The sequence below is a fragment of the Quatrionicoccus australiensis genome, from assembly GCF_020510425.1.
In the GTDB taxonomy this organism is placed as follows: domain Bacteria; phylum Pseudomonadota; class Gammaproteobacteria; order Burkholderiales; family Rhodocyclaceae; genus Azonexus; species Azonexus australiensis_A.
In genome coordinates this window covers 824,614-840,793 of the sequence record NZ_JAHBAH010000001.1, presented here as the reverse complement: position 1 = coordinate 840,793, position 16,180 = coordinate 824,614, and the positions used below count along the sequence as shown (strand labels likewise).

Below are 16,180 nucleotides of genomic sequence, written 5' to 3'. Positions count from 1 at the left end.
AACTCTAACCCGCTGTGGATTTAGCGATTCGCGGCATGAAAGCTCTCTCCGTCAATGGAATCTTTTGCTCAACTATTTGAAGAATCCCTGGCTCGCCAGGAAATGCGTCAAGGCGAAGTCATCACTGCAGAAGTGGTGCTCATCGATCACAACTTCGTTGTGGTCAATGCCGGCCTGAAATCGGAATCCTATGTTCCGCTCGAAGAATTCCTGAATGATCAGGGCGAACTGGAAGTTGCCGTTGGCGATTTCGTCCAGGTCGCTATCGAAATGCTGGAAGACGGCTACGGCGCAACGCGCCTGTCGCGTGATCGCGCCAAGCGCATCGCCGCCTGGAACTTCCTGGAAGAAGCCCTGAACAACAACTCGCTGGTCACCGGTACGATTACCGGCAAGGTCAAGGGCGGTCTCACCGTCATGTCCAACGGCGTCCGTGCCTTCCTGCCGGGCTCGCTGGTCGACATGCGTCCGGTCAAGGACACCACCCCGTACGAAGGCAAGACCCTTGAATTCAAGGTGATCAAGCTCGATCGCAAGCGCAACAACGTCGTGATGTCCCGCCGTGCCGTGCTCGAAGCCACCGCTGACAAAGATCGCGAAAAGCTTCTAGAGAACCTCAAGGAAGGTACCGTCGTCAAGGGTATCGTCAAGAACATCACCGACTACGGCGCATTCGTCGACCTCGGCGGTATCGATGGCCTGCTGCACATCACCGACCTGGCCTGGCGCCGCGTCCGTCACCCGAGCGAAGTGCTCAACGTTGGTGACGAAGTTACCGCCAAGATCCTCAAGTTCGACGCCGAGAAGAACCGCGTCTCCCTGGGTATGAAGCAACTGGGCGACGATCCGTGGGTTGGTATTGCCCGCCGTTACCCGGCCGGTACCCGCCTGTTCGGCAAGGTCACCAACCTGACCGACTACGGTTCATTCGTTGAAATCGAACAAGGCATCGAAGGCCTGGTTCACGTTTCCGAAATGGACTGGACCAACAAGAACGTTCATCCGTCCAAGGTTGTTTCCCTGGGTGATGAAGTTGAAGTCATGATCCTGGAAATCGACGAAGAGCGTCGCCGCATTTCGCTCGGCATGAAGCAATGTGCCCCGAATCCTTGGGATGACTTCGCGATGAACCAGAAGAAGGGTGACAAGGTCAAGGGCGCCATCAAGTCGATCACCGACTTCGGCATCTTCATCGGTCTGCCTGGCGGTATCGATGGTCTGGTTCACCTGTCCGACCTGTCCTGGTCGGCCACCGGCGAAGAAGCTATCCGCAACTTCAAGAAGGGTGACGAAGTTGAAGCCGTCGTCCTCGGCATTGATGTTGAAAAGGAACGTATTTCCCTGGGCATCAAGCAGCTCGAAGGCGATCCGTACACCAACTTCATCGCTACCCACGAAAAGAACAGCATCGTTAACTGCACCGTCAAGACTGTTGACGCCAAGGGTGCCGTGCTGACGCTGGACGGTGAAAACGAAGGCTACCTGCGTGCTTCCGAGTTCTCGCGTGATCGTATCGACGACCTGTCGCAACACCTCAAGGTGGGCGATACCGTTGAAGCCATGATCATCAACGTGGATCGCAAGACCCGTGGTATCAACCTGTCCATCAAGGCCAAGGATCAAGCCGAACAGCACGAAGCCCTGCAGAAGTTCTCTGCCGAGTCGAACTCCGCTGCTTCCGGTACGACCAATCTGGGTGCCCTGCTCAAGGCCAAGCTCAACCAGCAAGGCTGATAGGCAAAAAGCATGACCAAATCCGAGCTCATCGCCCGGCTGGCGGAGCGATTTCCGCAGTTGGTGGCGAAGGATGCTGATTTCGCGGTCAAGATGATGCTCGATGCGATGTCCGACGCCTTGGTGCGTGGGGATCGTATCGAGATCCGCGGCTTCGGCAGCTTTGCGCTCAACTACCGGCCGCCGCGCACCGGTCGTAACCCCAAATCGGGGGACAAGGTCAGCGTACCTGCCAAGTGGGTTCCCCACTTCAAGGCAGGCAAGGAACTGCGTGAGCGGGTCGATCAGTCGATCTGACGTCGCGCAGGCGCAATGTGGTAGATTCGGGGCAGTGAGTCATTTCACTGCCCCTTTTTATTTGAATCCATGACTGCAATCACCTGGGCCGTACGGCTCATCATCTTTTCGTTTCTGCTGCTCTTTGCCCTGCAGAATACCGATCCGGTCAATCTGAATTTCGTTCTCGGCCAGATCTGGCAGGCGCCGCTGGTCATTGTTCTGCTCGCTTTTTTTGCCGGTGGTGCACTCCTCGGTGTTCTTTCGCTGCTCGGGGTGATTTATCGCCAGCGCCGCGAAATATCGCGCCTCAAGCGTGTGGCGAGTGAAACCAAGGCTGCCGCCGTCGTTGTTCCTGAGCCACCTGCCGTATGAACGATCTGTTCGAATACTGGCAACTGCTGCTGATCCCGGTTTTTTTTGCGCTGGGTTGGGCGGCGGCACGGGTGGATATGCGCCAGGTGGTGCATGAGTCGCGCGCCTTGCCGCGCTCCTATTTTCAGGGCTTGAATTTCCTGCTCAACGAAGAGCCGGACAAGGCCATCGATTCTTTTCTCGAGGTTGCCAAGGTCGATTCGCAGACCGTCGAGCTGCATTTTGCGCTCGGCAACCTGTTTCGCCGCCGCGGTGAAACCGAGCGGGCGATCCGCATGCACCAGAACCTGATCGATCGGGAAGATCTCGATGAGAAGGTTCGCCTGCATGCCCTCTCAGAACTGGCTCAGGATTACCTCAAGGCCGGCTTGCTCGACCGTGCCGAGGAGATGTTCAACAAACTGCTCGGCACCTCGTTCGATGCCGAAGCCAAGCGCAACCTGCTCGAGATCTACCAGGTCGAGAAGGAGTGGCTGAAGGCGGTCGAGATTGCCCGCGAGCTGCCGGAAATCGCTTCGCAGCGCGATGTCGCCGAGTATTACTGCGAACTGGCTGCCAACGAAATCATGCGTTCGCGCCCCGAGTCGGCGCGCGAATACCTTGAGCAGGCGATGCAGCAAAACCGCAAGTGCGTGCGTGCCAGCCTGCTGCAGGGCGACTTGCTGCTGCAGGAGGGCAAGCTCCTCGAAGCCATCGAGGCCTGGCAGCGCATCGAGCAGCAGGATCCGGCCTACCTGGCCTTGGTGGCCCAGCGCCTGCTCGAAACCTATCGCAAGCTGGAGCGGCGCGACGAAGGGGCTGCGCTGCTGCGTGCCTATCTCGAACGCTATCCCTCGCTCGATCTGCTCGACGTCGTCTATCAGTTGATTCTCGAAGGCGAGGGTACCGAGTCGGCTTACCGTCTGGTGCGCGACGAGTTGCAGCGCAATCCGACCCTGCTTGGCCTGGAAAAGCTGATGAGCGCGCGTCTGCCTCTGGTTTCGCCCGAAGTCCGGGTCGATGTCGAGTTGGCCAAGACCATCATCCAGGGCTACACCAAGCGCCTGTCGCGTTATCGGTGCGATAATTGCGGCTTCAAGGCCCGCCAGTTCTACTGGCGCTGTCCCGCCTGCGGTGGCTGGGAAACCTATCCGCCCCGGCGTAGTGAAGAATTCGATCAAACATTGTAGGAAACATCCATGAAAATTACCGTTGTCGGCACCGGCTATGTCGGTCTGGTCAGTGGCACCTGTCTTGCTGAAGTGGGTAACGACGTTCTCTGTCTGGACGTCGATCCGGAAAAGATCCGCATCCTCGAAGAGGGCGGTATTCCCATTTACGAACCGGGTCTGCAGGAAATGGTCCGGCGCAACGTTGCCGCCGGTCGACTGCATTTCACGACCGATATTGAAAAAGCCGTGCAGCACGGCACCATCCAGTTCATCGCGGTCGGTACGCCGCCGGATGAAGACGGCTCGGCCGACCTGCAGTACGTGCTCGGCGCGGCGCGCAACATCGGCCGCCTGATGACCGACTACAAGGTCGTTGTCGACAAGAGCACGGTGCCGGTCGGAACCGGCGCCAAGGTCAAGGCAGCGATTGCCGACGAACTGGCCAAGCGTGCGGTCGACATCCCCTACAGCGTCGTTTCCAACCCGGAATTCCTCAAGGAAGGTGCGGCTGTTGAAGACTTCATGCGGCCGGATCGCATCGTCGTCGGCGCCGAGGAAGAACAGGCCATCCACCTGATGCGTGCGCTCTACGCACCCTTCCAGCGCAATCACGAACGCCTGATCATCACCGATGTGAAGAGCGCCGAGCTGACCAAGTACGCCGCCAACGCCATGCTGGCGACGCGCATCAGCTTCATGAACGAACTCGCCAACCTGGCCGAAGTACTCGGTGCCGACATCGAAATGGTCCGCCAGGGCATCGGTTCCGATCCGCGTATCGGTTACCACTTCCTGTATCCCGGTTGCGGCTACGGCGGTTCCTGTTTCCCGAAGGACGTCAAGGCACTGATCGCCACCGCCCAGGACGATGCCGGTATCACCCTCAAGGTGTTGACCGCCGTCGAGGAAGCCAACGACGAACAAAAACACATCCTGACCAGGAAGCTCAAGGCGCGCTTCGGCGACCTCAAGGGCATGCATTTCGCACTCTGGGGTCTGTCCTTCAAGCCGAATACCGACGACATGCGCGAAGCGCCGAGCCGCGAGCTGATCGCCGACCTGTTTGCTGCCGGTGCCACGGTCTCCGCCTACGATCCGGTCGCCATGCACGAAACGCAGCGCATCTTCGGCGACGACAGCCGTCTGCACTATGCCGAGAATCCGATGGGCGCGCTCGACAAGGCCGATGCCCTGCTTATCGTCACCGAGTGGAAGGAATTCCGCAGCCCGGATTTCGATGCCATCAAAGAGGCTCTGAAGCACCCGGTTATTTTTGACGGTCGCAATCTTTACGATCCGAAGTTCGTGCGCGAGCAGGGGATCGAATACTTCGCGATCGGACGGTAACTGCATGCTGGACAAAGTCTTGCAGGTGCGCCTGTTGGTCGTTGGCGATGTCATGCTCGACCGCTACTGGTTCGGCGAGGTCAATCGCATTTCGCCGGAAGCGCCGGTGCCGGTGGTCAAGGTCGAGCGCAGTGAGGAGCGCCTGGGCGGCGCCGCCAACGTCGCGCGCAACGCGGCGGCGGTCGGCGCCCGGACTGCCTTGCTCTCGGTGGTCGGTGACGACGATGCCGGGCGCACTCTGGCACGCCTGCTTGCCGAGGGGCAAATCGATGCCGGTTTGCACGTCGACCGGGCGATCGATACCACGGTCAAGTTGCGCGTCATCGGCCGGCAGCAGCAACTGCTGCGCATCGATTTCGAAACGACGCCGTCGCATGAAATTCTCGACGCCAAGCTTGCCGAGTTCGAGCGCCGGGTCGCCGAGTGCGACGCGGTGATTCTCTCCGATTACGGCAAGGGCGGTCTGACGCACATTGCCGAAATGATCCGTCTGGCGCGTGCCGCCGGCAAACCGGTGCTGGTCGACCCGAAGGGCGACGATTACGCCAAGTACACCGGCGCCACGGTGATCACGCCGAATCGCTCGGAATTGCGCGAAGTCGTCGGGCGCTGGGCCTCGGACGAAGAACTATTCGCCAAGTCGCAGAAGCTGCGCACCGAACTGGGCCTCGAAGCCTTGCTTGTGACGCGCAGTGAAGAAGGCATGACGCTGTTTGCCGCCGACGAGATCCACCACCAGCCGGCGCAGGCGCGTGAGGTGTTCGATGTCTCCGGTGCCGGCGATACCGTGATTGCCACGCTCGCCGTCATGCTCGCCGCCGGTGCCGACTGGGCGGAAGCCATCCGCGCCGCCAATGTCGCCGCCGGCATCGTTGTCGGCAAGTTGGGGACGGCCGTCGTCACCCGTGAAGAACTCGCCGCTGCCCTGTAAGGAATAGCCATGTACATAGTCGTTACCGGCGCTGCCGGTTTTATCGGTTCCAACATCGTCAAGGCGCTCAACGAGCGCGGCGTGACCAAGATCATCGCGGTCGACAACCTGGCCAAGGCCGAAAAGTTCAAGAACCTGATCGATTGCGAGATCAGTGACTACATCGACAAGAACGATTTCATTGCGCGCATCCAGGCCGGCCACTACGACGGCGAGATCGACGCGATCTTCCATGAAGGCGCCTGTTCCGACACCATGGAAACCGACGGTCGCTACATGATGGAGAACAACTACCGTTACTCCTGCATCCTGCTTGACTGGTGCCTGGACCAGGATGTCCAGTTCCTCTACGCGTCGAGTGCAGCGACCTACGGTGCGTCCAGCGTCTTCAAGGAAGAGCGCGAGTTCGAAGGGCCGCTCAACGTTTACGGTTACTCGAAGTTCCTGTTCGACCAGATCGTGCGCCAGCGCCTCGCTGAAAATCCGTCGTCGCAGATCGTCGGCTTCCGCTACTTCAATGTTTATGGCCCGCGCGAACTGCACAAGGGGCGCATGGCCTCGGTGGCGTTTCACAACTTCAACCAGTTCCGCGCCGACGGCAAGGTCAAGCTGTTCGAAGGCTCGCACGGTTATGAAAACGGCGGCCAGATGCGCGATTTCGTCTATGTCGGCGACGTCGCCAAGGTCAATCTGTTCTTCCTCGATCATCCGGAAAAATCCGGCATCTTCAATCTCGGTTCCGGCCGCGCCCAGAGCTTCAACGATGTGGCTGTCGCAGCGGTCAACGGCTGCCGCAAGGCAAAAAGCGAGGCACCGCTCGATCTCGCCCAGTTGCGGGCACAAGGCTTGCTCGAATACACCGCCTTCCCCGAGGCGCTGAAGGGCAAGTACCAGGCGTACACGCAGGCCGATCTGGCCAAGTTGCGCGCTGCTGGCTACGTTGCTCCGATGGCCACGGTTGAGGAAGGCGTCTCCCAATACATCGAGTGGCTGAACAAGCATGTATAAAACCCTGCAGGATTTTGTCGGAAACACGCCGCTGGTACGTTTGCAGCGCATCCCCGGCGCCGACAACGACAGGCGTGGCAACGTCATTCTCGCCAAGCTTGAAGGCAACAACCCGGCGGGTTCGGTCAAGGATCGGCCGGCGCTGTCGATGATCGTGCATGCCGAAGCGCGTGGCGAGATCAAGGCGGGCGATACGCTGATCGAAGCGACTTCCGGCAATACCGGTATTGCTCTGGCCATGGCGGCGGCGATCAAGGGTTACAGGATGATCCTGGTCATGCCCGAAAACCAGAGCATCGAGCGCCGCCAGAGCATGCGTGCATACGGCGCCGAGCTGGTGCTGACGCCCAAGGATGGCGGCATGGAACTGTGTCGCGACATCGCTGAAAAGATGCGCAACGAAGGCAAGGGCATCATCCTTGACCAGTTCGGCAATCCCGACAATCCGCTGGCGCATTTCGAAGGCACCGGCCCGGAAATTTGGCGCGACACCGACGGCCGGATCACGCATTTCGTTTCAAGCATGGGCACCACCGGTACCATCATGGGCACCTCCGCCTTCCTCAAGTCGGTCAAGCCGGCGATCCAGATCGTCGGTTGCCAGCCGGAAGACGGCAGCCAGATCCCGGGTATCCGCAAATGGCCGGAAGCCTACCTGCCGAAGATTTACGATAAAACCAACGTCGACCGTATCGAATATGTCAGCCAGGGCGATGCCGAAGCGATGACGCGCCGCCTGGCAACCGAGGAAGGCATCTTTGCCGGCATTTCCTCGGGCGGTGCGCTGGCCGTGGCGCTGCGCCTGGCGCAGACGCTGGAAAATGCGACGATCGTTTCCATCGTCTGCGATCGCGGTGACCGTTACCTGTCGACCGGCGTCTTCCCGGCATGAAGCCGGTTCTCGTTTTTGACATCGAGACGATTCCCGATGTCGCCGGCCTGCGCCGTCTGAATGATCTGCCGGCCGGCCTTTCCGACGACGAAGTCGCCGAGCTTGCCTTTCAGCAACGGCGGGCGCGGACCGGCAACGATTTCCTGCAACTCCATCTGCAGCGCGTCGTCACCATCTCCTGCGTACTGCGCACCGGTGAAGGTCTCAAGGTCTGGTCGCTGTCCGAACCTGACCTGGACGAAGGCGCGATCATCCAGCGCTTCTTCGACGGCATCGAGAAATTCACGCCGCAGATCGTCTCGTGGAACGGCAGCGGTTTCGACCTGCCGGTCCTGCATTACCGCGGCATGCTGCACGGCGTTGCCGCGCCGCGTTACTGGGACATGGGCGAGGGCGATTACGCCGATTCGCGCGAATTCAAGTGGAACAACTACATCAGCCGCTACCACACGCGGCATCTCGACCTGATGGACCTGCTGGCGCTCTACAACGCCCGTGCCAACGCTCCGCTCGACGATCTGGCCAAGCTTTACGGCTTTCCCGGCAAGCTCGGCATGGACGGCAGCAAGGTCTGGGAGGCCTGGCAGGCCGGCAAGGGCGGCGAGATTCGCGATTACTGCGAAACCGACGTCATCAATACCTACCTGGTGTACAACCGCTTCCGCCGCTTGCGCGGTGAACTCAGTGCCGCCGAAGAAAAGGCCGAATGCGATTTCGTCAAGGCGCAACTCGGCAAGATCGGTGCGCCGCACTGGCAGCAGTTTCTCGCCGCCTGGGGCTGAAGAAGCGTAGTGCAGCGGTATAATGTCCGGATTTCAACCCAAAGCGCAGAGAGATAAAAATGGCTCTTAACAACGTTCCTTCCGGCAAGTCCCTTCCCGATGATTTCAATGTCATCATCGAAATCACTGCCCATTCCGATCCCGTCAAGTACGAAGTCGACAAGGAAAGTGGCGCCATTTTCGTTGATCGCTTCATGTCTACCGCGATGCACTATCCGTGCAACTACGGCTACATTCCGCACACTATCGCCGGTGACGGTGACCCGGTCGACGTGCTGGTGATCAGCCCCTTCCCGCTGCCGCCGGGTGTGGTCGTGCGCTGCCGTCCGCTTGGTCAGCTGTCGATGACCGATGAAGGCGGTGAGGATGCCAAGCTGCTGGCCGTGCCGGTCGACAAGCTGACCCCGCTCTACAAGGACGTCAAGACCTTCGAAGACACGCCGGAACTGCTGCGCAAGCAGATTTCGCACTTCTTCGAGCACTACAAGGATCTCGAGCCGGGCAAGTGGGTCAAGGTCAATGGCTGGGAAGGCATTGAAGCCGCCCGCAGCGAAGTGATGACCGGCGTCCAGCGTTTCAACGACGCGAAAGACAAGCCGAACTACTAAGATGCTGCGTATCGCCGTTGCCCAGTTCAACGCCACCGTCGGTGACCTGACGGGCAACGTCGAACGTATCGTTGCCTGTGCTGCCGAGGCGAAAGCCCGCGGCGCGCAGGTGCTGCTGACGCCGGAACTGGCGCTCTGCGGCTACCCGCCGGAAGACCTGCTGCTGCGCCCGGATTTCTACCGCGCCTGCAGCCGGGCACTGGCCGATCTGGCGACCCGCGTCGACGGCATTGCTATCGTCGTCGGCCATCCGGAAGAACACGAAGGTCGTTGCTACAACGCGGCGACGGTCATTGAAAATGGCCAGCAAAAGGCGGTCTACCGCAAGATTCGCCTGCCCAATTACGAAGTTTTCGACGAAGTCCGCTATTTCGAGTCCGGCAGCGAGCCGCTGGTCGTCGACATTGCCGGTGTGCGTTGCGGCATCAACATCTGTGCCGACATCTGGGAAGCCGGTGCCGCCGAACTGGCGCATGGCGCCGGTGCCGAACTGCTGCTCGTGCTCAATGCCTCACCCTGCCACCTGGAAAAGCACGCGGAGCGCGTCGAGGTTCTCGGCGAACGCGTCGCCGCGACCGGCATGGCCGCGATCTACTGCAACCTGGTTGGCGGTCAGGACGAACTGGTCTTCGATGGCGCCTCCTTCGCGCTCGATGCCAAAGGCGTCTGTCGCATGCGCCTGCCGGCTTTCGAGGAAGCACTCGGTATCGTCGATTACGAGCATGGTCACTTGCGGTCGGCAGACATGGCCGAGGAATTGTCGATCGAAGCCGAAGCCTACAAGGCGCTGGTCCTTGGCGTGCGCGACTACATCGGCAAGAGCGGTTTCAAGGGCGCGCTGATCGGCCTCTCCGGTGGCATCGATTCGGCTCTGACGCTGTGCGTCGCGGTCGATGCGCTGGGTGCCGACAAGGTGCACGCGGTGATGATGCCGTCGCCCTATACGGCGCAGATGAGTCTCGACGACTCGCGCGAAATGATCCGCCAACTCGGCTGCTCGTATGACGAAATCGCCATCGCCCCGGCCATGGTCACCTACGAGACCATGCTGGCGCCGCTCTTTGCCGGCATGCCGGCCGATACCACCGAAGAGAACATCCAGGCGCGCATCCGCGGCAACATCCTGATGGCGCTCTCCAACAAGACCGGCAAGCTGGTTCTGACCACCGGCAACAAGTCGGAAATGGCGGTCGGCTACTGCACGCTGTACGGCGACATGGCCGGTGGTTTTGCCGTGATCAAGGATGTCTACAAGACCCTGGTCTATCGCCTGTCGCGCTACCGCAATACGCTGTGCAGCGGCGCGCCGGTGATCCCGGAGAACATCATCGTACGGCCGCCCTCGGCCGAGTTGAAGCCGGACCAGAAGGACCAGGATTCGCTGCCCGAATACGAAGTGCTGGACGCCATCGTGCGTGCCTACATGGAAGAAGACCGCAGCCCGCGCGAGATCATTGCCGCCGGCCTGCCCGAGGCCGATGTGCGCCGTGTCGTCCGCCTGTTGCGCATCGCCGAGTACAAGCGGCGCCAGTCGCCGGTCGGCATCCGCATCACGCCGCGTGGTTTTGGCAAGGATTGGCGGTATCCTATTACCAACCGTTATCAAGACGAATTTTAAGAAACTGAATAGAGAGGAACAGACGATGAAGAAAATTGAAGCCGTCATCAAACCCTTCAAGCTCGACGAAGTACGCGAAGCCCTGTCGGAAATCGGCATCGCCGGTCTGACCGTCACCGAGGTCAAGGGTTTTGGTCGCCAGAAGGGCCATACCGAGCTTTATCGTGGTGCCGAGTACGTGGTCGATTTCCTGCCCAAGATCAAGATCGAGATCGTTGTCGCTTCCGACAATGTCGAGCCGGCGATTGACGCGATCATCAAGGCAGCCCGTACTGGCAAGATCGGTGACGGCAAGATCTTCGTCACCTCGGTCGAACAAATTGTGCGCATCCGCACCGGCGAAACCAACGAAGCCGCGATTTAAGCGCTTTTTACCGGTCGACCGCTACGGCGGTGGCAAAAAGGGACAGCTCAGGCTGTCCCTTGTTTTTTGGCCGAACGCAACAGGACGAGCAGGGCGCCTTCGCCGCCGTCCTGCGGCTTGGCCTGGCAGTAAGCGAGCACTTCCTGGCGCTGGGCCAGCCAGCCGCGCACCAGTTGGCGCAGGATGGAGAGTTTCTGTGGTGAGCCGTGTCCCTTGCCGTGAATGACGCGTACGCAGCGCCGGCCGTGCTGCAGGCAGTCGGCCAGGAAGCCGGCGAGCAGATGACGCGCTTCGTCGCGGTTCAGACCATGCAGATCGACTTCATCCTGGGTCACCCAGCGGCCACGCCGCAGGTCGCGCAAAACCGTATTGGCCAGGCCGTCACGCAGGTAATTCGGCTCGTCGCCGCCTTCCAGGCGGTCCTGCAGGCCAATCGGGCCGTGCAGGCTCTCGTGCAGTGCAGCCCGTTCATCGGCGACGAATTGTTGCGGCCGGGGCGGCGGCAGTGGTTTGCCGAGTACGACGCGATTGACCTCGGGCAGGGGCGCAACACCAGCCATCGCCTGCACGAAGGCGGCGGCATCCGGATCGCTCGGCAATTGCCGGCGCGGGACGGTGCCTTCACTGTGCCAGGAGGCGGGCAGTTCGCTCTCGTCGCGGCGTTGGCTGGTGGCGCTTGCTTGCTCGGTATTGCGGAGCGGACGTGGCGGTATGCGTCGTACCGGTGCTTTCACCAGTTGTACGCGATTGTCGGCCGGTAAGGGTGCCACGCCGGCAACGGCCGCCAGGAAAGCGGCACTGTCGTCGGCGGGGGCGGGCGAGGCCGGAGTGGCCGTGCTTGTCGGCGCCTCCTTGCGTGGCGCTGCCGGTGCGGCCTGGACAGCATTGCGGGCAGTCTTCCAGACTGCCCGCAAACCGTCCTTGAGCGGGTTGTGCTTAGCCCTGGTGGCCAAGATTGTCGAGGTAGCGCTCGGCGTCGAGTGCCGCCATGCAACCGCTGGCTGCCGAGGTGCAGGCCTGCTTGTAGATCTGGTCCTGCACGTCGCCGGCTGCAAAGACGCCTGCGATGCTGGTTTGCGTGGCATTGCCGTTGCGCCCGGCCTGGGTGATCAGGTAACCGTGATCCATCTCGAGCTGGCCGGCAAAGATGTCGGTATTCGGCTTGTGGCCGATGGCGATGAACACGCCATGCACATCGACGTTCTGCGTGCTGCCATCCTTGGTGCTCTTGACGCGCAGGCCGGTGACGCCGGAGTCGTCGCCGAGTACTTCGTCGAGGGTGCTGTTCCACAGGATGGTGACCTTGCCGGCCTTTTTCTTCTCGAACAGCTTGTCCTGCATGATCTTCTCGGCCTTGAACTTCTCGCGGCGGTGAATAACCGTTACATGGCTGGCAATGTTGGCAAGGTAAAGTGCTTCCTCGACCGCGGTATTGCCGCCGCCGACCACGGCGACCGGCTTGTTGCGGTAGAAGAAGCCGTCGCAGGTGGCGCAGGCCGAGACGCCCTTGCCGGCGAAGGCTTCTTCGGAAGGCAGGCCGAGGTACATGGCGGAAGCGCCGGTGGCGATGATCAGCGCGTCGCAGGTGTAGGTGCCGGCATCGCCGGTCAGCGTGAACGGGCGTTCGGTGAGCTTGGTGGTGTGGATGTGGTCGAACAGGATTTCGGTTTCGAAGCGGCGGGCATGCGCCTCGAAGCGGGCCATCAGTTCCGGACCCTGCACGCCGTCGGTGTCAGCCGGCCAGTTATCGACTTCGGTCGTCGTCATCAGTTGACCGCCCTGGGCCATGCCGGTGATCAGCAGGGGCTTGAGGTTGGCACGGGCAGCATAGACAGCGGCGGTGTAACCGGCCGGGCCGGAGCCGAGAATGATGAGGGGGCTGTGACGGGTGGTTTGGGACATGACGATCCTCTTTAAGTGGCTGATCGGAAAATTATAGCCTTCTCAGAGGCGGGCTTTTCCGCCAAGTTCCCATGTTGTTTGGGAAAGCAGTTTATAATCATCGCGTAACTGTATGACTGGAAAGTGATTTGTGTCTTCAGGATTTTTTGGCTGCAGCCTGTTTTCCGGGCGCGCCGCTTCTATTGTTGGCAAGGATGATCGGCCGATCATCGCCGGAGTTTGAACATGGCTAGACGCAATATCGAGCGCAACACGGCAAGTCCCTTGCCGGAAAAAATCGGCACTCTGCTGCAGGAGTCGCGCTGGCTCGCCGTCGGCGCCGTCGCCCTGTTCCTGTCGATGGCCCTGTGGGGCTTCAGCCGCGAAGATCCGGGCTGGTCGCACGCCATCGTCGGGCAGGGCATGCATAACCCGGCCGGGCGCGCCGGCGCCTGGATTTCCGACCTGATGCTCTACATGTTCGGTTTTTCCGCCTGGTGGTGGATCGTGCTGCTCGGCATGTTCGTCTGGTGGGGCTTTCACAAGCTCAATACGCAGGATGCCGCACAAAGCCGGCCGCTCTACTTGGCGCTGATCGGTTTTGTCTTCCTGCTGGTCGCCAGTTCGACGCTGGAAGCCCTGCGCTTCTACTCCCTGAAGCTCGAATTGCCGCTCAGTCCGGGCGGCATGCTCGGTATCGAGGTCAGCCGCGTCCTCGCCCATCAGATCGGCTATACCGGCTCGACGCTGCTCCTGCTCGCCGTGATGGCGGCCGGCTGGAGCGTGTTCTCCGGCATGTCCTGGCTGTGGGCCTTCGAGAAGCTCGGTGCCGGGCTGGAGAATTTCGTTGGCTTCTTCTACGGCCGTGTCGATGCCTGGCGCGATCGCCAGATCGGCAAGGAAGTCGCGCAGCAGCGCGAAGTCGTCGTCGAAGAAGAGAAACGTCGCGTCGAATTGCACGAACCTATCATCATCGAAACGCCGGCCCCGGTCGAAGTGCCGGTCTCGAAAAAGGCCGAGGCCCGCGTCGAGCGCGAAAAGCAGGCGGTGCTCTTCCCCGAGGCCGTGTTTGGCGGCCAGTTGCCGCCGCTGCACCTGCTCGACCCGGCGCCGCCGGTCACCGAGACGGTCAGTGCCGAAACGCTGGAATACACGTCGCGTCTGATCGAGCGCAAGCTCGCCGACTTCGGCGTCCAGGTCAAGGTGCTGGCGGCCTTGCCCGGCCCGGTCATCACCCGTTATGAAATCGAGCCGGCAGTCGGCGTCAAGGGCGCCCAGATCGTCAATCTGGCGCGCGACCTGGCGCGCGCGCTGGCCATGGTCTCGATCCGCGTTGTCGAAACGGTGCCCGGCAAGTCGTGCATGGCGCTCGAACTGCCCAACCCGAAGCGGCAGATGGTCAAGCTCTCCGAGATCATCTCGAGCCGGCCCTACAACGACATGAGCAGCCCGCTCACCGTCTGCCTCGGCAAGGACATCGGCGGTCTGCCGGTGGTTGCCGACCTGGCCAAGACGCCGCACCTGCTGGTTGCCGGTACGACCGGTTCCGGCAAGTCGGTCGGCGTCAATGCGATGATTTTGTCCATGCTCTACAAGGCCGAGCCGGACCAGGTGCGCCTGATCATGGTCGACCCGAAGATGCTCGAACTGTCCATCTACGAAGGCATTCCGCACCTGCTGGCGCCGGTCGTCACCGACATGAAGCAGGCGGCCAACGCGCTGCACTGGTGCGTCACCGAGATGGAAAAGCGCTACAAGCTGATGGCGGCGATGGGCGTGCGCAACATCGCCGGCCTCAACACCAAGATCCGCGATGCCGAGAAGCGCGGCGAGCACATCCCGAACCCGCTCAGCCTGACGCCGGAAACGCCCGAGCCGCTGAAAACCATGCCCTTCATCGTCGTCATCATCGACGAGCTGGCCGACCTGATGATGGTGGTCGGCAAGAAGGTCGAAGAGCAGATCGCCCGCCTGGCGCAGAAGGCGCGTGCCTCGGGCATCCACCTCGTGCTGGCGACGCAGCGTCCGTCGGTGGACGTGATCACCGGCCTGATCAAGGCCAACATCCCGACCCGCCTGTCCTTCCAGGTCTCAAGCAAGATCGACTCGCGCACCATCCTCGACCAGATGGGCGCCGAAGCGCTGCTTGGCCAGGGCGACATGCTTTATCTGGCGCCCGGCACTGGCTACCCGACCCGCGTGCATGGCGCTTTCGTCTCCGATGACGAAGTGCACCGCGTCGTCGAACACCTCAAGGCAACCGGCGCGCCGGAATACATCGAGGACATCCTCAATGGTGGTGGCGGCGATGATGAAGAGGGCGGTGGCGAAGGCGGCGAAAGCGGCGATGCCGAGGCCGATCCGCTTTACGACCAGGCGGTCGACATCGTTTTGAAGAACAAAAGGGCCTCGATCTCGCTGGTCCAGCGCCATCTGCGTATCGGTTACAACCGCTCGGCGCGTCTCATCGAAGCCATGGAAAAGGCCGGCCTGGTTTCTTCCATGGACGGCCGTGGCGGCCGCGAAGTTCTCGCCCGCAAGGAAGCTGAATGAAATTTGCCCGTAAAACCCTGTTGACCGTTGCGACGGCTATCTTCCCGCTGCTCGCCGAAGCCGGCGCGATCGACCAGTTGCACCAGTTCCTGCAGAGCACGCGCACGCTCAAGGCCGATTTTGCGCAACTGGTGGTCGCCAAGGGCGGCCGCAAGCCGCAGCAATCGTCCGGCGTCGTCGCCATTTCGCGGCCCGGCAAGCTGCGCTGGGAAATCCGCAAGCCCTCGCCGCAACTGATCGTCGGCGACGGCGAGAAGATCTGGATCTACGACACCGAACTGCAGCAGGTTACGGTGCGTCCGGTCGGCAAGGCGATCGGCGGCTCGCCGGCGGCGCTGCTCGCCGGCAAGAACGACCTGGAAAAGAATTTCACGCTGGCCGAAGCCGGCAGCGCCGAAGGCCTGAACTGGGTCGAGGCGACGCCGAAGGGCGGCGACAGCGGTTTCGAGAAAGTGCGTCTCGGCTTTGCCGCAGCCGATTTGAAGGCCATGGAGTTGTATGACAGCTTCGGCCAGACGACGCTGATCACCTTCTCGGCGCTGGAGCGCAACCCGGCCCTGCCGGCGAATGCCTTCAAATTCACGCCGCCGGTCGGCGTTGATGTGATCGGCGAGTAATTTTGCCTTTTCCGGGCGGTCGACCGCCCGGAAATGCCGATTT

The 16,180-nt window shown here is 61.2% G+C and carries 16 protein-coding genes; 14 read left to right on the top strand and 2 right to left on the bottom strand.

Annotation, left to right across the window (positions count from 1 at the left end; translation table 11 throughout):
• Window positions 1-54 precede the first annotated feature (54 nt).
• The 12 genes from rpsA to KIG99_RS04125 all read left to right on the top strand — a co-directional run bounded on the left by rpsA (window position 55) and on the right by KIG99_RS04125 (window position 11,086).
• A complete protein-coding gene (gene rpsA, locus KIG99_RS04180) occupies window positions 55-1,734 on the top strand; it encodes a 30S ribosomal protein S1 (RefSeq protein WP_226458994.1) in 1,680 nt (559 codons plus the stop codon).
• Window positions 1,735-1,746: 12 nt separating this feature from the next.
• The gene (locus tag KIG99_RS04175; RefSeq protein ID WP_226440713.1) at window positions 1,747-2,031 is read left to right on the top strand and encodes an integration host factor subunit beta; all 285 of its coding nucleotides are present in this window, start codon (window positions 1,747-1,749) and stop codon (window positions 2,029-2,031) included.
• Between the two features lie 69 nt (window positions 2,032-2,100).
• Entirely contained in the window at window positions 2,101-2,385 is a 285-nt protein-coding gene (locus KIG99_RS04170; protein WP_226458993.1) for a LapA family protein, read from the top strand.
• Window positions 2,382-3,554: a lipopolysaccharide assembly protein LapB gene (lapB, locus tag KIG99_RS04165; RefSeq protein WP_226458992.1), complete on the top strand. Its 1,173-nt coding sequence runs from the start codon at window positions 2,382-2,384 to the stop codon at window positions 3,552-3,554. Before KIG99_RS04170 ends, lapB begins: the two co-directional genes overlap by 4 nt.
• Before the next feature lie 9 nt (window positions 3,555-3,563).
• Window positions 3,564-4,883 (top strand): UDP-glucose dehydrogenase family protein, encoded by a 1,320-nt coding sequence (locus KIG99_RS04160; RefSeq protein ID WP_226458991.1) that lies wholly within the window; start codon window positions 3,564-3,566, stop codon window positions 4,881-4,883.
• A 4-nt stretch (window positions 4,884-4,887) separates the two neighbouring features.
• Window positions 4,888-5,814 (top strand): D-glycero-beta-D-manno-heptose-7-phosphate kinase, encoded by a 927-nt coding sequence (rfaE1, locus tag KIG99_RS04155; RefSeq protein ID WP_226458990.1) that lies wholly within the window; start codon window positions 4,888-4,890, stop codon window positions 5,812-5,814.
• Window positions 5,815-5,823: 9 nt separating this feature from the next.
• A complete protein-coding gene (gene rfaD / locus KIG99_RS04150; RefSeq protein ID WP_226458989.1) occupies window positions 5,824-6,822 on the top strand; it encodes an ADP-glyceromanno-heptose 6-epimerase in 999 nt (332 codons plus the stop codon).
• Window positions 6,815-7,714, top strand: coding sequence for a cysteine synthase CysM (cysM, locus tag KIG99_RS04145; protein ID WP_226458988.1), 900 nt, complete (start codon window positions 6,815-6,817; stop codon window positions 7,712-7,714). Before rfaD ends, cysM begins: the two co-directional genes overlap by 8 nt.
• Window positions 7,711-8,496, top strand: a complete 786-nt coding sequence (locus KIG99_RS04140) for a 3'-5' exonuclease (RefSeq protein ID WP_226458987.1) — start codon at window positions 7,711-7,713, stop codon at window positions 8,494-8,496. Before cysM ends, KIG99_RS04140 begins: the two co-directional genes overlap by 4 nt.
• Before the next feature lie 59 nt (window positions 8,497-8,555).
• Complete coding sequence (gene ppa / locus KIG99_RS04135; protein ID WP_226458986.1) at window positions 8,556-9,104, top strand: inorganic diphosphatase; 549 nt, start codon at window positions 8,556-8,558, stop codon at window positions 9,102-9,104.
• A 1-nt stretch (window position 9,105) separates the two neighbouring features.
• Window positions 9,106-10,722, top strand: coding sequence for an NAD+ synthase (locus KIG99_RS04130; protein WP_226458985.1), 1,617 nt, complete (start codon window positions 9,106-9,108; stop codon window positions 10,720-10,722).
• 25 nt (window positions 10,723-10,747) lie between these two features.
• Window positions 10,748-11,086 (top strand): P-II family nitrogen regulator, encoded by a 339-nt coding sequence (locus tag KIG99_RS04125; RefSeq protein ID WP_226440703.1) that lies wholly within the window; start codon window positions 10,748-10,750, stop codon window positions 11,084-11,086.
• A gap of 47 nt (window positions 11,087-11,133) precedes the next feature.
• On the opposite strand, the gene KIG99_RS04120 is transcribed toward KIG99_RS04125, so the two are convergent.
• A complete protein-coding gene (locus KIG99_RS04120) occupies window positions 11,134-12,039 on the bottom strand; it encodes a Smr/MutS family protein (RefSeq protein WP_226458984.1) in 906 nt (301 codons plus the stop codon).
• Window positions 12,023-12,988 (bottom strand): thioredoxin-disulfide reductase, encoded by a 966-nt coding sequence (trxB, locus tag KIG99_RS04115; protein ID WP_226458983.1) that lies wholly within the window; start codon window positions 12,986-12,988, stop codon window positions 12,023-12,025. Before trxB ends, KIG99_RS04120 begins: the two co-directional genes overlap by 17 nt.
• Window positions 12,989-13,213: 225 nt before the next feature.
• On the opposite strand from trxB, the gene KIG99_RS04110 reads away from it, so the two are divergent.
• The gene (locus KIG99_RS04110) at window positions 13,214-15,520 is read left to right on the top strand and encodes a DNA translocase FtsK (protein ID WP_226458982.1); all 2,307 of its coding nucleotides are present in this window, start codon (window positions 13,214-13,216) and stop codon (window positions 15,518-15,520) included.
• Window positions 15,517-16,137: an outer membrane lipoprotein chaperone LolA gene (gene lolA / locus KIG99_RS04105; RefSeq protein WP_226458981.1), complete on the top strand. Its 621-nt coding sequence runs from the start codon at window positions 15,517-15,519 to the stop codon at window positions 16,135-16,137. Before KIG99_RS04110 ends, lolA begins: the two co-directional genes overlap by 4 nt.
• Window positions 16,138-16,180 lie beyond the last annotated feature (43 nt).

What these genes read in the sequence shown, in the direction of transcription:
- rpsA (WP_226458994.1), top strand. Translation starts at nt 55, where the DNA reads ATGGAATCTTTTGCTCAACTATTTGAAGAATCCCTGGCTCGCCAGGAA.
- KIG99_RS04175 (WP_226440713.1), top strand. Translation starts at nt 1,747, where the DNA reads ATGACCAAATCCGAGCTCATCGCCCGGCTGGCGGAGCGATTTCCGCAG.
- KIG99_RS04170 (WP_226458993.1), top strand. Translation starts at nt 2,101, where the DNA reads ATGACTGCAATCACCTGGGCCGTACGGCTCATCATCTTTTCGTTTCTG.
- lapB (WP_226458992.1), top strand. Translation starts at nt 2,382, where the DNA reads ATGAACGATCTGTTCGAATACTGGCAACTGCTGCTGATCCCGGTTTTT.
- KIG99_RS04160 (WP_226458991.1), top strand. Translation starts at nt 3,564, where the DNA reads ATGAAAATTACCGTTGTCGGCACCGGCTATGTCGGTCTGGTCAGTGGC.
- rfaE1 (WP_226458990.1), top strand. Translation starts at nt 4,888, where the DNA reads ATGCTGGACAAAGTCTTGCAGGTGCGCCTGTTGGTCGTTGGCGATGTC.
- rfaD (WP_226458989.1), top strand. Translation starts at nt 5,824, where the DNA reads ATGTACATAGTCGTTACCGGCGCTGCCGGTTTTATCGGTTCCAACATC.
- cysM (WP_226458988.1), top strand. Translation starts at nt 6,815, where the DNA reads ATGTATAAAACCCTGCAGGATTTTGTCGGAAACACGCCGCTGGTACGT.
- KIG99_RS04140 (WP_226458987.1), top strand. Translation starts at nt 7,711, where the DNA reads ATGAAGCCGGTTCTCGTTTTTGACATCGAGACGATTCCCGATGTCGCC.
- ppa (WP_226458986.1), top strand. Translation starts at nt 8,556, where the DNA reads ATGGCTCTTAACAACGTTCCTTCCGGCAAGTCCCTTCCCGATGATTTC.
- KIG99_RS04130 (WP_226458985.1), top strand. Translation starts at nt 9,106, where the DNA reads ATGCTGCGTATCGCCGTTGCCCAGTTCAACGCCACCGTCGGTGACCTG.
- KIG99_RS04125 (WP_226440703.1), top strand. Translation starts at nt 10,748, where the DNA reads ATGAAGAAAATTGAAGCCGTCATCAAACCCTTCAAGCTCGACGAAGTA.
- trxB (WP_226458983.1), bottom strand. Translation starts at nt 12,988, where the DNA reads ATGTCCCAAACCACCCGTCACAGCCCCCTCATCATTCTCGGCTCCGGC.
- KIG99_RS04110 (WP_226458982.1), top strand. Translation starts at nt 13,214, where the DNA reads ATGGCTAGACGCAATATCGAGCGCAACACGGCAAGTCCCTTGCCGGAA.
- lolA (WP_226458981.1), top strand. Translation starts at nt 15,517, where the DNA reads ATGAAATTTGCCCGTAAAACCCTGTTGACCGTTGCGACGGCTATCTTC.